The following is a 15,141-nucleotide window of genomic DNA, read 5'->3' on the forward strand; positions in this document are numbered from 1 at the left end:
GGCTACCAGTTGCCCGGCGCGTAGTCCTTGAGGAAGACGCCGAACAGGTCTTCGCCGGCCTCGCCACGCACGATCGGGTCGTACACCCGGGCGGCGCCGTCGACGAGGTCGAGCGGGGCGTGGAAGCCCTCCTCGGCCAGGCGCACCTTCGTGGGGTGGGGGCGCTCATCCGTGATCCAGCCGGTGTCGACGCTCGTCATGAGGATGCGGTCGGTCTCGAACATCTCCCGCGCACTGGTGCGGGTGAGCATGTTCATGGCGGCCTTCGCCATGTTGGTGTGCGGATGCCCCGGGCCCTTGTAGCCCCGCCCGAACACCCCCTCCATCGCGCTCACGTTCACCACGTAGCTGCGGCGCGCGCCGGCGGCGGTGGCCGCACGCATCGAGGCGCGCAGGCGGGACACGAGGATGAATGGCGCCGTGGTGTTGGCCAGCTGCACCTCGAGCATCTCGAGCGGGTCGACCTCGTCGACGTGCTGCGTCCACGAGTTGACGTCGTGCAGGTCGGGCACGAGGCCGCCCGCGTCGATCGCGGTGCCGGCAGCGAGCCGTTCGAGCGAGCTCGATCCGGGCGCCAGGGCGAGCTCGGTGAGCTCCTCGGCGCGGGCCGCGGCGGCCGCGAGGATGGGGTGCGTGCTCACCGATTCGGCGAGGGCGTGCGGATGCTCGTCGTTCGTGTGCCCGAAGGTGACCAGCTCGGGCAGCGGGCCGTCGGGGAGCGGCGCGAGCTCCGCATCCACCAGCGGCTGGTAGGCGCCCGGCGAGCGCCGCACGGTCTGGGTGGCGTTGTTGATGAGGATGTCGAGGGGCCCTGCTGCGGCGACCTCGTCGGCCAGGCCGATCACCTGGGCGGGGTCGCGGAGGTCGATGCCCACCACTTTCAGGCGATGCAGCCAGTCGGCGGAGTCGGGCAGGGAGCTGAACCGGCGCACGGCGTCGCGCGGGAAGCGGGTGGTGATGGTGGTGTGGGCGCCGTCGCGCAGCAGGCGCAGGGCGATGTACATGCCGATCTTGGCGCGGCCGCCGGTGAGCAGGGCGCGCTTGCCCGTGAGGTCGGTGCGGGCGTCGCGCTTGGCGTGGCTCATGGCGGCGCACGACGGGCAGAGCTGGTGGTAGAAGGCGTCGACCTGGGTGTAGGGCTGCTTGCAGATGTAGCAGTTGCGCGCCTTCAGCAGCGTGCCGGCGGTGGGTGCCGTGGTGGCGGTGGAGATGGGGATGCCGCGGGTCTCGTCGTCGATGCGGTCGGGCGCACCGGTGGCGGTGGCCGCGATGACGCTCTTGTCGGCCTCGGCCACGGCCGCGCGGATCTCCCGGCGCCGCTCACGCTTGACCGCCTTGAACATCAGCGCGGTGGCGCGGCGCACGGCGACGAAATCGGGGTGCGTCTCGTCGAGCTCGGCCATCCGAGCCAGCACGTCGAGCGTGGTCGCGAGGTCGGCGGGGTCGATGCCGGCGGCGAGCGGTGCGGCGGAGTCGGGAGCGTCGGGGGCGTCGGAGGGCACAGACGATTGTAGGCCGCCGGAACTCAGCCGGCTGCGGCGCCCGTCGTCCAGGCGTAGAGCACGAACGCGAGCAGCACCACGAAGACCAGCAGGTCGGTGAGTGTCGCGATCCACTCCTTCGTGTTCTTGCCCGGCTTCGCGATGTGACGGATGCCCGCGAGTCCCAGGAACAGGCCGCCGGCCACCGCCGCCGGCACGATCCAGGTGGGGAAGAGCAGCGACAGGATGCCGATCAGCCCGAATCCGAGGTTGGCGAACCCGAGCTCCTGCACGATCTGCAACACCGATCGGTCGGTCGTCTTCGCCCCGAGGATGTTGCCGGCCGTGAACTCGGGCCGGAACGCCTGCGACAGCCCCGCCGTGAACAGCCGCACGCCCACCGCCCAGAACACGAACCACTTGCCCGCGAGCAGCAGCAGGTCGCCCGCCCCACCGCCCGCCGCATACTCGCTGACGATGGACACGACCGGTGCCACGACCATGAGCCCGAGGATCATCACGAGGTACATAGCGCTCATGCTGGCGGGCTGCCGCAGCGGTCGTCAAGAGCCGGCCGGCCGAGCACGGCCGGCGGGCCTCAGGGCTCGACGATGCCGAACCAGAGCGGGAAGTCGGTGAGCAGGCCGAACAGGGTGCTGAGCGCCGCCCCGTCGCCTGAGGTGCCGACCGACCCGTCGGCGAGCGCCTCGGCCAGCGTGATCGATCCGAAGACCAGGCCCGCCAGCACACCCTTCGCCGAGGTCACCGTGACATCGGGATGCTCGGAGGTCATGCCGGCGGTGTAGATGAGGCAGCCGTTCCGCAGCTGCAGCGCGTACCCGACCGCGCCGGACGCGCCGTCCTCGATCACCCAGTCGATCGACGCCCGGAGCTCCCCCGCCCGCGGGCCGTCGAGCTTGATGCCCATGTAGTCGAAGATCATCTCCGGCGTCATCGCGTTCAGCACGTCGAGGGTCACCAGCTGCAGCGTGCCGAGGTCGCGCACGCCGTTGCGGAGCTCGAGCGCCGCCATCAGGTATTCGTTGCGCCAGGTCGGGTTCTCGGCCTGGTAGCCGAGCTGCTCGAAGGCGTCGGCCTGCAGCTCGCGCGCGGCCGTGTTGGCCGGATCGCTGAACACGACGTGCGTCAGCACCTCGGCCACCCAGCGGTAGTCGCCGCGCTCGAACGACTCCGCGGCCTTCGCGACCACCGCATCCGCGCCGCCCATGAACTCCACGTACCGGGCACCCGCCTCAGTCGGCGGCAGCGGGTGCAGGTGCGCCGGATGCGAGTCGTACCAGCCCAGATATCGCTGGTAGACCGCCTTCGAGTTGTGATTGAGCGAGCCGTAGTAGCCGCGGTTGTACCACTGCTGGTCGAGGCCCGGCGGCAACTCCAGCTCCTCCGCGAGCTCGATCGGCGTGCGGCCCAGATTGGCCAGCCGCAACGACTGGTCGTGGATGTACTTGTACAGGTCGCGCTGGTTCGCCAGGAATTCCACGATCGCATCCGTTCCCCAGCGCGGCCAGTTGTGCTGGGCGAACACCACGTCGGTGCCGGCTCCGAACAGGTGGATCGTGGCGTCGAGCGTCTTCCACCAGGTCACGGCGTCGCGCACCTGCGCTCCCCGGAGGGTGATCAGGTTGTGCATGACGTGCGTGGCGTCTTCGGCGGCGCAGAGCGCGCGGTGGTCGGGGAAGTGGATGAGGAACTCCGACGGCGCCTCCGTTCCGGGTGCCATCTGGAACACCATCCGCACCCCGTCAACCGTGCGCGTCTCACCCGTGGTCGTGATGAGGTCCGTGGGCGCGATGAGGCTCGAGGAGAACCCGGCCCCGGCCCCGGAGGAGAGGCCGGCGTCGACCTGACCCGTCGGCCCCTTCGGGAGCAGCGGCCCGTACATGTAGAGCGCCCGTCTGGTCATCGCCGTGCCCGCGTAGACGTTCTCGGCCACCGCCTCGGCGAGGAAGCCGTCGGGCGCGATCACGACCGCGCGCCCGGATGCGACGTCGTCGTCGCTCAGAACGGCCCGCGCCCCGCCGTAGTGGTCGGCGTGGCTGTGGGTGTAGATCAGGGCCGTGACCGGCCGGTCGCCGCGGTGCTCCCGGTAGAGCGCGAGTCCGGCCGCAGCGGTCTCGTTGCCGACCAGCGGATCGATCACGATGATGCCTTCGTCGCCTTCGACGATGGTCATGTTCGACAGGTCGAGACCGCGCAGCTGGTAGATGCCCTCGGTGACTTCGAACAGTCCCCGGCCGCCGTTGACCTGCGCGTGCCGCCACAGGCTCGGATGCACGGTGTCGGGCGCCTCGGCCGACTCAGCGACGAAGTCCCATGCGGTCAGATCGATGACCGGTGCACCGCCGGGTCCACGCACGATGGGGTCGGCGAGCGGAGCGATGAACCCGCGCCGGGCGTCGTCGAAGTCCCGCCGGTCGCGCCACGGCAACCGCTCCGCCGCCGCCGCGTTCGCCGCACGGGTGGCCTCGGTCGCAGGTTTGGGTGTCGTGGCGTCCATGGCTGACTCCTGCCGTCGTTGCAGCCGAGGGTAGCGACGCTCGCTGCCCGGCACAAGAGACCTTGACAGGCAAGCATTCACTTGCCTAAGGTGGAGCGGTGGCCGACGTGTTCAAGGCTCTCGCCGACGAGACCAGGCGGGCGCTTCTCGACGTGCTGCTGCGGCGTGACGAGCAGACCCTGTTCGAGCTCTGCACGAGGCTCGCCATGGACCACGGTCTCACCCCCTCGCGGCAGGCCGTGTCGCAGCATCTCGACGTGCTCGAGTCGGCCGGATTGGTGCACACCGAGCGCCGCGGCCGCTACAAACTCCACACCATCGACACCTCGCCGCTCGCTCAGATCACCGAGCGGTGGCCCCCGACCAGCCGGAAGGCGACCCCATGAGACTCCAGACCGTCAGCATCTTCGTCGACGACCAGCAGCGCGCGCTCGAGTTCTACACCTCCCGGCTCGGCTTCGAGGTGGCGGCGGATGTGCCGCTCGGCGAGCACCGCTGGCTCACCCTCGTCGATCCGGACCGCCCCGACGGCACCCAGCTCTCGCTCGAACCGAACGCCCACCCCGCGGTCGTGCCGTTCACGTCGGCGCTGGCCGCCGACGGCATCCCGTTCCTCCAGCTCGGCGTCGACGACGCGCAGGCCGAGTACGACCGCCTGGTCGCCCTCGGCGTCACGTTCACGCTCCCGCCCACCGCGATGGGCCCGGTCATCGTCGCGGTCCTCGACGACACCTGCGGCAACCTCCTCCAGCTGGCCCAGTTCGTCGCCGCTTGACCGGCGGCCGCGCGCCCGCGATCAGATCTCGACGTCGGAGCCCATGGTCACGGTGCGCAGCGGCGGCAGGGCGAAGCGGGCCGCGGGGTCGGCGGCGTTCCGAGCCAAGCCGATGAAGAGCATCCGCCGCCAGCGCACCATGCCGCTCGTGCGCGCCGTGCGGATCGCGCCGCGGGAGATGAAGTACGAGGCGTGCTTGAAGTCGGTCGCCTTCAGCGGCAGCGCGCCCGACCGGCAGGCGGCCCGCAGCGCCTTGGGCAGGTCGGGCCGGTCGGAGAAACCGAAACGGATGTCGAGGTGCTCGATCCCGTCGTCGGCGTAACCGAGGTCGTCGTAGGTGAACGCCTCCTCGACGGGAACGTGCGGTACCCGGGCGATGGAGACCGACACGATGACGACGTGCTCGTGCAGCACATGATTGTGCTTCACGTTCGCCCGCAGCGCCAGCGGTGTGCTCTCCTTGTTCGGATGCGGGAAGATCGCGATCCCGGGCACGCGCGGGAGTTTCTGCGCCCGCATGTCCTTCACGAACTGCGCGAGCGACCCCTCCTTCTTCTTGCGGTCCTCCAGCACCAGCTGCCGGCCCCTGCGCCAGGTCGTCATCACGACGATCACGAGCGCGGCGATGGCGAGCGGCACCCAGCCGCCGTTCACGATCTTCGAGAGGTTGCCGGCCAGGAAGGTCAGTTCCAGTCCGCCGAACACCACGGCGGCGAGCACGATCTTCCACGGATGCCACCGCCACAGCGGCCGCGCGACGAGCAGCAGCAGCACGGTGTCGACGACGAGCGCACCGGTCACCGAGACGCCGTAGGCGGTGGCGAGCCGGTCGGAGGAGCCGAAGGCGAGCATGACGCCGATCACCCCTATGAACAGCAGCGCGTTGATGGCGGGCAGGTAGATCTGCCCGCCTTCGCGTTCGGAGGTCTGCCGGATGGTCAATGGCGGCAGCAACCCGAGCTGCACCGCCTGCCGGGTGAGTGAGAACGCGCCGGAGATCACGGCCTGGCTCGCGATGATGGTGGCGGCGGTGGCGAGCACGACGACGGGGAGCCTGCTCCAGTCCGGGAACAGCAGGAAGAACGGATTCTCGGTGGCCTCCGGATGCCGGAGCACCAACGCCGCCTGCCCCAGGTAGTTGAGGACCAGCGCCGGGAACACCAGCACGAACCAGGCGCGCCGGATCGGCGACCGCCCGAAGTGCCCCATGTCGGCGTAGAGGGCCTCCGCGCCGGTGATCACGAGCACCACGGCACCCATCGCCACGAAGGAGATGGCGGGGTGCGAGACGATGAACACGATCGCGTAGCTCGGCGACAGCCCCAGCAGCACGTCCGGGTGCTGGATCACCATCGCCAGCCCCGCCACCCCGATCACGACGAACCAGAGCACCATCACCGGTCCGAACAGCCCGCCCACCCGGCCGGTGCCGAAGCGCTGCACGACGAACAGGCCGATCAGGATGAGCACGGCGATCGGGATGACCAGGTGCGCCACCCCGGGCGCGGTCACCTCGAGACCCTCCACGGCCGAGAGCACGCTGATCGCCGGCGTGATGATCGAGTCGCCGTAGAACAGCGACACCCCGACGATGCCGATCACGAGGAGGATTCCCGCCTTGCCGGCCCGTTTGGCGTAGAGCCGCTGGGCCAGCGCCGCGAGCGCCATCACCCCGCCCTCGCCGTCGTTGTCGGCGCGCATCAGGATGCCGAGGTACTTGATCGACACGATGACGGTGACGCTCCAGAACATGAGCGAGATGACGCCGTAGACGTCGCCCTGGTCGGGTCGCACCACGCCGCCGTCGAGCGTGAACACCGTCTTCAGCGCGTAGAGCGGGCTGGTGCCGATGTCGCCGAACACCACGCCGAGAGCCGCCACCGCGGTCACCACGACCGCCCTCGGCATCCGCTCGCGTGAGCGCACTGCTGTTCGCACGGATGCAACCCTACGCCGCTCGCCCGGCGGCGCCGTCACCCGGGCGCGGACACTCAGCCGGGTCCCGGCGAGCTATCCCCGGGCGTCGTCGAAGCCGCGCCGCGTGGCGGCGATGAACAGCTCGGCGGCGGCGATCGGCGAGGCACTGCGGATGACGCCCGACGTCGACCCGGTGCCGTGTGCGCCAGCGCGCATGATGCCGTACGCGTCTTCCGGCTCGGCCACGCCACCGGCGTGCATCATCAGCACGTGCGGGGCCCGGGCGGCGGCCTCGCGGTCGATGGCGGCGATCCACGGCCGGTCCCCGCCACCGGCGCCGCCGATCAACGCGGGCGGCTCGTAGAGCACGATCGTCGGGTCCAGGGGCAGCAGCGACCGCACCTCGTCATCGGTGCCCGCGCACACCATGGTGAGCAGGCCGTTCTCCTGCGCCCGGTCGATCGCCCGCGCCAGCTGTCCGGGTGCGAGCGGATTGCTCTCGTGGTTGAGCATCACACCGCGCGCGCCGGCGTCGACCAGCGACTCGGGGATCGTGCGCCCGACACTCGGACCGGGCCGCTCCGTGTCGACGCCCTGCGCGAAGACGAACACCTGGGGCGCGGCGCGCTGCACCGGCGCGATGAACGCGGTCGGCACGGTCAGGATGACAGAGACCCCGTGCCGGAGGCCCGCCTCGCCGGCCGTGATCGCGAGCTCGACGACGGCCGGCAGACGCAGCAGGTTCTTCGGGCCGATCTCGAAGAACGGTGCCGAAAGGGTCGACGGGAGCGGGCGATCGACGGAGGGCTGAGCGACAGCGGTCACGGCTGCGGCTCCACGAGTACGACCGACACCGAGGAGGGCATCGCGCGCAGCACTTCATCCGACGGGTCGGCATCCGTGATCAGCACGTCGACGTCCTCGACGCCCGCCACCCGCGACATCAGCACCCGGCCGAGCTTGGAGTGGTCGGCCACGAGCAGGACGCGGTCGGCGCGGTCGAGCGCCAGACGCTTCCCGGCGCTCTCGTCGGGGTCGTAGTCGGTGAGACCGCGGGTGGGATGCACGCCACTGATGCCCATGACGTAGGTGTCGACGTTGTAGTGCCGCAGGTCGTCGGACATCGTAGAACTGGTGGTGAGCATCTCCGACTGCTTCAGCCGGCCACCGAGCATGAAGATCTCGATGTTCGGCTCCTCGGCGAGCTCCGCGGCCACGAGCAGGCTCCGGGTGAGCACGGTCAGCGCGCGGCCACTCCCCCGCAGCGCGTGGGCTGCGGCCAGCGCGGTGCTGCCGCCGTCGATGTAGACCACCTCGTCGTCGGAGAGGAGTTCGGCGACGGCGCGCCCGATGTGCGACTTCGTGTCGTACGCCGCGGTGGCCCGGGTGGAGAGCGCGGGCTCACGGCTCTTGGCGTCCAGCAGCAGGGCACGCCCGCCGACCAGGCGTCTCACGACTCCGCCTTCTTCGAGCACGCCGAGGTCGCGCCGGATGGTCATCTCGGAGACGCCGAAGTGCGTCGCCAGGCTCTGGATGTCGACCTCCGCACGGTCGCCCATCAGGGCTTCGATCTCGGCGCGTCTGCGCTGAGGAGTAGTTGCGCTCATCCACACCCTCCCGGCCGGTCACCGCGCCCGACGAACGGTCGGTCGCGACGAAAACTTATCACAATGTGTTTCGCAGATGTAACAGAATCACAAGTTTTCACCCGGCTATTGCGCCCGAAATGTGAATCCATTACATTGCGGTGAAAGGCGATAACAGAGTTGCCATAGCCCGCTTGCTCGTCCCACTCCTCCAGCAAGGAACCCACGATGGTCGTCCGAACACACTCCCTCACCCTCTCCACGCCGGCCCGGCAGGACTTCTTCGACATCACCGACGAGGTCGCCGAGTTCGTCGCGGCGTGCGGCGTCGCCGAGGGCGTCGTCCAGGTGTTCACCCCGCACACGAGTTGCTGCGTGCTGATCCAGGAGGAGTCGGAGGACGTCACCTACTACGGCACCCAGTTGCTGCTGCAGGACACGCTCAACGTGTTCGCCAAGATCGTGCCGCCCACCCGGCATGAGGGGCAGTACCTGCACCCGGGCCCGATCCACATCAAGAACGCCGCCGAGCTGCGTGGCGAGCATCCCTCCTGGGGGCTCAACACCGACGGGCACATCGTGTCCTCGATCCTCGGCCGGTCCGAGGCTGTGCCGGTCACCGCCGGGGCACCTGTGCTCGGCGAGTTCGGCCGGGTGTACTTCGGCGACCTCGACGCGGTGCGGGCGCGTGAACGCACCGTCATCCTGACCGTGCTGGGCGAGTGAGCATGCTCGTCTACGCCATCGATCTGGGCACCACCAACATCAAGGCAGTGCTGTTCGACGAGCACGCCCGGCCGCTGGCCTCGGCCAGCCGGGCGATGTCGTACCGCCGTGACGGCGTGGTCGTCGAGTTCGATCCCGACCAGGTGGTCGACGCCGTGCTCGAGCTCGTCGCAGCCTGCTTCCGGCAGGCCCGGCCCGGCGCACAGGATGCGCGGATCGTGCTGACCGGTCAGGCGGAGGCGCTCGTGCTCGCGGATGCCGACGGCCGGCCGCTGGTGCCCGGCATCTCCTGGATGGACGAGCGCTCGCGGGCCGAGGCCGAGGAGATCGGCCGGCATTTCGGTGTCGACGCCGCATTCGCCATCACCGGCGAGCCCGAATCGGTCGCGACCTGGCCGGCGTCGAAGCTGCGGTGGTTCGCCGCCCACCGGCCGGAGGTGCTCGAGGCGGTGCGGCACGTGCTGATGCTCAAGGACTACGTGCTGTTCCGGCTCACCGGCCGGTTCGTCGGTGAGGAGAGCACCCGCGGCTTCACCTATCTCTACGATGTGCCACGCCGGCGCTACTGGGCGGAGATGACGGCGTTCTGCGGCGTCCGCACCGAGGCGCTGCCCGAAGTCGTCCCGGCGGGAACGGACATCGGCCCCGTGCGGGAGGAGATCGCCGCACGGCTCCCCGACGCGCGTTCGTACGAGGTGAACGCAGGTGCCCTCGATCACTTCTGCGCTCTGGCCGGGCTGTCGGCGTATGCCGACGGCGCGGTCGGGGTCTCAGCCGGCACGGTGCTCGCCCTCTCCCTCCTCGCGCCCCGGTGGGAGTTCGACCCGCGCAGCCGCGTCTCCTTCCACCCCGGGCTGCGACCGGGCGAGACCATGCTGTTCAGCTGCGCCGACAGCGGCGGAGTGGCGCTGGACTGGTTCCGCACGGGCATCGCCGGCGGCCTGCCGTACGACCTGCTCGAGCAGGAGCTGCGCGATCGCGACCACCGAGACGCACCGGTCTTCTTGCCCTACCTGACCGGGGTCAATCCGCCCGATTTCAACCCCGCGGCGCGCGGCGCCTTCGTCGACCTGCACCTGCGGCATGACCGGGTCGACCTCGGCTACGCCGTGATGGAGGGCGTGGCCCATCTGCTACGCCGCAACATCGACGACCTGCGGCGGGGCGGCCAGGCCGTCGACCGCATCGTCAGCGCCGGCGGAGGCACCGCGTCGGCGTTCTGGAACCAGCTGAAGGCCGACGTCTGCGGCGTGGAACTCCGCGTCCCCGACGAGCAGGAGGCCGAGTGCCGCGGGGCGGCCGTGCTGGCTCTGGTCGGCGCGGGAGTGCTCCGTTCGATCGACGACACCGACGGGCTGCACTCCCCATCCGTACAGACCTACCTCCCGCGCGCCGACCCGTCGCGGGACATCCGATACGCCCGTTTCGACTCCGCCCTCGCGCGCCTGTATCCGCGATGACCGGGCTGCCGACATCCACCCGAGAGAAGGAAGCATGATCCTCTGCTGCTCCACCCCGATGATCCCCGGGGACACCCTGACCGCCCAGGCCGGTCTGCTGCGCGACTGGGGTTACGACGCCATCGCCGTCTTCCAGCCGGTCGAGCGCTGGAACGCCGACGTGCACCGCGAGCTCGCCGAGCTCGAGGGCCGCACCGGCGTGCGGCCGGTCGAGTTCGTCCTGGTCGGCGACATCTACGGACACGCCATGTCCGAGAACCCGGAGCTGCGCCGGCGCTGCCGGGACATGTACCGGGAGACAGCCGACGTGTGCGCCGAGCTCGGACTCGTGACCGAGATCGAGTACCAGTACGGGCCGCAGGACCCGATGCCGCTGTTCGAGCCCTACCAGCAACTCTCCGCCGCGCAGGAGGAGGAGTTCACCGCCTTCTACCGCGAGCTCCTCGATCGCGTCGCGGGCTCGGCCGGCGAGGTGCTGCTCGAGCCGCTCAACCGCTACGAGAGCCGGTACCTCAACTCCGTCGCCGACAACCTCGCGGTGCTCGCCCAGGCGGCGCACCCGAACGCCGGGCTGCTGCCCGACACCTTCCACATGTCGATCGAGGAGCGGAGCATCCCCGACGCCCTGCGCGCCGCCGGTGACCAGGTGCGCCACGTGCACCTCGGCGACAGCAACCGGCTGCTCCCCGGCAGCGGCGCGCTCGACTGGCCCGCCATCTTCCAGGCCCTGCACGACATCGGCTACACCGGCGCCGTCAACCTCGAGTGCTCGACCGAGGGCGACCCAGCCCGCACCCTTCCGCAGACGGCTTCGCGACTGCGCGATCTCATCCACGCGTGACCACCGAACCATCCATCACCCCAAGGAGCAACCCATGAACATCGACCTCGCAGGACGCATCGCCGTCATCACCGGCGGCGGCCGGGGCATCGGCCTCGCCGTCGCCCGTGCACTCGCCGCAGAGGGCGCGGACATCGCCCTGTTCGATCTGCTCGACACCGTCGAGGAGACGGCGGCACAGATCGCCCAGGACTTCGGCGTCCGAGCACTCGGACACCGTCTGGACGTGACCGATCAGGCGGCGACGGACGCCGCCTTCGGCCTGGTCGCCGACCGGCTGGGCGTGCCGCGCGTGCTGTTGACCGCCGCCGGCATCGAGATCAACGGCGACTCGATCGACGTGACGGCCGAGCAGTGGCGCAAAGTCATCGACGTGAACCTCACGGGCACCTTCTTCTCGGCGCAGGCCTTCGGCCGCACCCTGCTCACAGCGGGCCAGACCGGCAGCGCGGTGCTCATTTCGTCGATGTCGGGCTCCATCGTCAACGTGCCGCAGTGGGCGGCCTCGTACAACTCGTCGAAGGCCGCGGTCGCGCACCTCGCGAAGTCACTCGCTGTCGAGTGGGCGGCAGCCGGCATCCGCGTGAACGCGATCGCGCCCGGCTACGTGCTGACCGATCTGACCCGGCAGATCATCGAACGAGAGCCCTCGCTCGAGGCGGAATGGGTCTCGCTCATCCCCCAGGGCCGGATGGCGACGCCCGAAGACGTGGCGGGCCTGGTCGTGTTCCTCGCCTCCGACGTCTCGAGCTACCTGACCGCCCAACAGGTGACCATCGACGGCGGGTACACCGCCGTCTGACCCCGATCGCTCCGGCGACCAGGAAGGAACCACCTCCGATGAACTCCGAACTCCGCGGCGCTGCCGCGCCGACGGCGACCGCGTCGCCACCGCACGACACCGCCCTCAGCACCCGGGGCATCCGGGTCTCCTACGGTCACGTCCAGGCGCTCCGCGGAGCCGACTTCGACTGCCGGGCGGGCGAGGTGACCGCACTGATCGGCGACAACGGCGCCGGCAAGTCCACGCTCGTCAAGGTGCTCTCCGGCGCTCTGGCGCCCGACGACGGCCAGGTGTTCGTCGGGGGACAGCCGTTCCGCGCCCACGGCCCCACCGATGCACAGGCCGCCGGGATCGAGACGGTCTGGCAGGATCTCGCCCTCGCACCGGACATGGGACCGGTCGCGAACATGTTCCTCGGCCGCGAGATCAGGCGGAAGGGCCTGCTCGGCGCGCTGGGCTTCCTCGACAACAAGTCGATGGTCGCCGCCGCGCAGCGCGAGTTCGCCCAGCTCGGGGTCACCGCCGATCCGCGGCGGGGCTCGGTCAGCGACATGTCGGGCGGCCAACGCCAAGGCGTCGCTGTCGCCCGCGCGGTGAGTTGGGCGCGCACGGTCGTGCTGCTGGACGAACCCACCGCCGCCCTCGGCGTGGTGCAGACGAAGGGTGTGCTCGACATGGTCAAACGGGTCGCCGACCGCGGGCTCGCCGTGGTGCTGATCAGCCACAACATGTCCGACGTGCTGAGCGTGGCCGACCGCGTCGAGGTGCTCCGCCTCGGCCAGCGGGTCGCGAGTTATTCGCGCCAGGAGGCGAGCCTCGAACTGCTCGTCTCGACCATGACCGGAGGCTCGGTGCCCACCGCGGCGGCCGACGACACCCAGAACCGAGGAGACCGATGACATCCCTGGACACCGTGGGCACGCCCCTGGCGGCGCCCGAATCGCCCACCTGGCGCGACCGCGTCCAGCACGCGTGGCAGCATCCCCTCTTCGTGGTCACCTGCGCGCTGATCCTCTTGATCGTGGTGTTCGCAATCATCGACGGGCCCCCGTTCCTCGGCGTCGCCAACCTGCGCAACATGTTCCTCGCGGGGTCGATCATGCTGATCCTCGCGGTAGGCGTGACGTACGTCATCATCACGGCCGGCTTCGACCTCTCGGTCGGGTCCGTGCTCGTCTTCTCCGGCGTCGTCAGCATGATCGTGATGCAGCGGGTCGGCGGGGACGGCGTGGGCACTGCACTGCTCGGGCTCGGCGTCGCCATCGCGAGCGGTCTGCTGCTCGGCTGGATCAACGGCCTGCTCGTGGCGTACGCCGACCTCAATCCGATCATCGTGACGCTCGGCATGTTCGGCGCCGCTCTCGGCCTCGCCCAGGTCTTCACCGGCGGGCAGGATCTCAGCGGCATGCCTGCGGCCATGTCGCAGTTCGGCGTCGGGCGGTTGCTCGGGGTGCCGTGGGTCGTCATCGTCGCGGCGCTCGTCGCGATCATCGCCGCGGTGGCGCTCCACTCCACCGCCTTCGGTCGCCACACCTACGCGATCGGCTCCAACAAGGAGGCGGCCGTGCGAGCCGGCATCCCCGTGCGCCGGCACCTCGCCGTGATCTACGGCCTCTCGGGCGTGCTGGCCGGCCTGGCCGGCTGGATCTCGCTCTCGGTGTACGGCACGACCAACATCTCCGGCCATTCGCTCGACGCCCTGACGGCGGCGACGGCAGCGATCCTGGGTGGCGCGAGCCTGTTCGGTGGTATCGGCACCATCGCCGGAACCACCCTCGGCAACGCGATCCCGGTCGTGCTCGCGAGCGGCCTCGTGATCGCCGGGCTGCAGAGCTTCTGGCAGCAGGTCGTCACCGGCGCCGTCCTGATCGGCGCCCTCTACCTCGACCGGCTGCGCCGCCTGCGCAGCCTCCGCCGCTCCAAGTCCGCGTCGGGCTGACGCGCCACCATCACGGCCGTCCGGCCCTGTCACCACACCACCCCGTCCATCAGCACGCCCTCATCACACCACTGGAGTTCCTCATGCAATCCCTGTTCCGCCGGCCCCGCCGCATCCTGCTCGCCCTCGCCACCTCCACCCTGCTGATCGCGCCGCTCGCCGCGTGTTCCGCCGCCGACACCGAGCCCGGTGCGGGCGGGGGGAGCGAGGACGCCGTGTCGGGTGCGACGATCGCCATCGCCGGCCCGCAGTCCGGCGACCCCTACTACGTGCAGGTCGCCTGCGGCGCTCAGGCCGCGGGCAAGAAGCTCGGCATGGAGGTGGGTGAGCTGCAGGCGCCGCAGAACCAGAACCAGGCGCAGCTGACCACCATCGTGCAGAACGTGCTGACCAGCGCGCCGGACGCCCTGATCTACACGCCGGCCGACCCGGTAGCGGGCGGCATCCCGGTGCAGACCGCACTACAGGACGGCGTGACCGTCATCGATGTCGACGCGCAGCTGGACGACGAGGAGCTCTACGACTCGTTCGTCGCATCGAACCACTACGAGGGCGCGAAGGAGATCACCAAGTACCTGGCCGACCTCATCGGCGGGAAGGGGCAGATCGCCGCGATCGGCTCCCTCGCCACCAACCCCATCACGCAGGCCCGCATCGCCGGCTTCGAGGATGCCCTGAAGGACTACCCCGACATCGAGGTGGTGTCGATCTCCTACCCGGAGATCTCGGCCGACGTCATCCAGGCGAACGCGGCCTCGACGCTGGTGAAGTACCCCGACCTCAAAGCCATCTACACCACGAACTACCTCAACTCGACGGGTGCCGCCGTGGCACTCCGGAACGCCGGCGTCGTCGGGGACGTGAAGATGGTGAGCTGGGACGCCGGCGCGGCGAACGTCGAACTCCTCCAGGAGGGTGTGCTGCAGGCGACGGTCGCCCAGCAGCCCTACGCGATGGGCGAGCTGGCGATCGACCAGATCGCCAAGAAGCTGCGCGGCGAGGATGTCTCCAAGACCGTCGACGCGCCGGTGGAGATCCTCACCAGCGAGGATGTCGACAGCCCCGAAGGCCAGAAGCTCTGGTACAAGACCGAGTGCGCGTGACCCTCGCCTGA

General features: G+C 70.0%; 15 protein-coding genes. 9 read left to right on the forward strand and 6 right to left on the reverse strand.

Features of this window, described 5'->3' with window-relative positions; all coding sequences use genetic code 11:
* Positions 1 to 2: 2 nt before the first annotated feature.
* From AC3WLB_RS21230 to AC3WLB_RS21240, 3 genes are read right to left on the reverse strand one after another with little or no spacing between them, the layout of a single operon-like run.
* A complete protein-coding gene (locus AC3WLB_RS21230) occupies positions 3 to 1,502 on the reverse strand; it encodes an SDR family NAD(P)-dependent oxidoreductase (protein WP_492509449.1) in 1,500 nt (499 codons plus the stop codon).
* Positions 1,503 to 1,525: 23 nt separating this feature from the next.
* Positions 1,526 to 2,020 (reverse strand): DUF6790 family protein, encoded by a 495-nt coding sequence (locus tag AC3WLB_RS21235; protein ID WP_492509451.1) that lies wholly within the window; start codon positions 2,018 to 2,020, stop codon positions 1,526 to 1,528.
* Between the two features lie 59 nt (positions 2,021 to 2,079).
* Positions 2,080 to 3,999, reverse strand: a complete 1,920-nt coding sequence (locus AC3WLB_RS21240) for an alkyl/aryl-sulfatase (RefSeq protein WP_492509453.1) — start codon at positions 3,997 to 3,999, stop codon at positions 2,080 to 2,082.
* A gap of 98 nt (positions 4,000 to 4,097) precedes the next feature.
* Here AC3WLB_RS21240 and AC3WLB_RS21245 point away from each other — a divergent pair, with 98 nt between their 5' ends.
* Together AC3WLB_RS21245 and AC3WLB_RS21250 are read left to right on the forward strand one after the other, a co-directional pair.
* Positions 4,098 to 4,385: an ArsR/SmtB family transcription factor gene (locus tag AC3WLB_RS21245; RefSeq protein ID WP_492509454.1), complete on the forward strand. Its 288-nt coding sequence runs from the start codon at positions 4,098 to 4,100 to the stop codon at positions 4,383 to 4,385.
* Positions 4,382 to 4,774 carry a VOC family protein gene (locus AC3WLB_RS21250; protein WP_492509456.1) on the forward strand — a complete coding sequence of 131 codons (393 nt, stop codon included), beginning with the start codon at positions 4,382 to 4,384 and terminating at the stop codon, positions 4,772 to 4,774. Before AC3WLB_RS21245 ends, AC3WLB_RS21250 begins: the two co-directional genes overlap by 4 nt.
* A 21-nt stretch (positions 4,775 to 4,795) precedes the next feature.
* On the opposite strand, the gene AC3WLB_RS21255 is transcribed toward AC3WLB_RS21250, so the two are convergent.
* The 3 genes from AC3WLB_RS21255 to AC3WLB_RS21265 all read right to left on the reverse strand — a co-directional run bounded on the left by AC3WLB_RS21255 (position 4,796) and on the right by AC3WLB_RS21265 (position 8,298).
* Positions 4,796 to 6,712, reverse strand: coding sequence for a potassium transporter Kup (locus tag AC3WLB_RS21255; protein WP_492509458.1), 1,917 nt, complete (start codon positions 6,710 to 6,712; stop codon positions 4,796 to 4,798).
* A gap of 72 nt (positions 6,713 to 6,784) precedes the next feature.
* A complete protein-coding gene (locus AC3WLB_RS21260) occupies positions 6,785 to 7,516 on the reverse strand; it encodes a triose-phosphate isomerase (RefSeq protein ID WP_492509460.1) in 732 nt (243 codons plus the stop codon).
* A complete protein-coding gene (locus tag AC3WLB_RS21265; RefSeq protein WP_492509462.1) occupies positions 7,513 to 8,298 on the reverse strand; it encodes a DeoR/GlpR family DNA-binding transcription regulator in 786 nt (261 codons plus the stop codon). The genes AC3WLB_RS21260 and AC3WLB_RS21265 overlap by 4 nt, the downstream gene beginning before the upstream one ends.
* 207 nt (positions 8,299 to 8,505) lie before the next feature.
* On the opposite strand from AC3WLB_RS21265, the gene AC3WLB_RS21270 reads away from it, so the two are divergent.
* The 7 genes from AC3WLB_RS21270 (at position 8,506) to AC3WLB_RS21300 (ending at position 15,130) form a co-directional block, all read left to right on the forward strand.
* Positions 8,506 to 9,003 carry a secondary thiamine-phosphate synthase enzyme YjbQ gene (locus tag AC3WLB_RS21270; protein WP_492509464.1) on the forward strand — a complete coding sequence of 166 codons (498 nt, stop codon included), beginning with the start codon at positions 8,506 to 8,508 and terminating at the stop codon, positions 9,001 to 9,003.
* Positions 9,004 to 9,005: 2 nt separating this feature from the next.
* On the forward strand, positions 9,006 to 10,463 hold the full coding sequence (locus AC3WLB_RS21275; protein WP_492509593.1) for an FGGY-family carbohydrate kinase: 1,458 nt from the start codon (positions 9,006 to 9,008) through the stop codon (positions 10,461 to 10,463).
* Between the two features lie 34 nt (positions 10,464 to 10,497).
* Entirely contained in the window at positions 10,498 to 11,304 is an 807-nt protein-coding gene (locus AC3WLB_RS21280) for a TIM barrel protein (protein ID WP_492509466.1), read from the forward strand.
* A gap of 34 nt (positions 11,305 to 11,338) precedes the next feature.
* Positions 11,339 to 12,106 carry an SDR family oxidoreductase gene (locus AC3WLB_RS21285; protein ID WP_492509468.1) on the forward strand — a complete coding sequence of 256 codons (768 nt, stop codon included), beginning with the start codon at positions 11,339 to 11,341 and terminating at the stop codon, positions 12,104 to 12,106.
* A 38-nt stretch (positions 12,107 to 12,144) separates the two neighbouring features.
* Positions 12,145 to 12,987, forward strand: a complete 843-nt coding sequence (locus tag AC3WLB_RS21290; RefSeq protein WP_492509470.1) for an ATP-binding cassette domain-containing protein — start codon at positions 12,145 to 12,147, stop codon at positions 12,985 to 12,987.
* A complete protein-coding gene (locus AC3WLB_RS21295) occupies positions 12,984 to 14,027 on the forward strand; it encodes an ABC transporter permease (RefSeq protein ID WP_492509472.1) in 1,044 nt (347 codons plus the stop codon). Before AC3WLB_RS21290 ends, AC3WLB_RS21295 begins: the two co-directional genes overlap by 4 nt.
* Positions 14,028 to 14,110: 83 nt before the next feature.
* Entirely contained in the window at positions 14,111 to 15,130 is a 1,020-nt protein-coding gene (locus AC3WLB_RS21300) for a substrate-binding domain-containing protein (protein WP_492509474.1), read from the forward strand.
* Positions 15,131 to 15,141 lie beyond the last annotated feature (11 nt).

The organism is Herbiconiux sp. FW305-C-125, assembly GCF_058783455.1.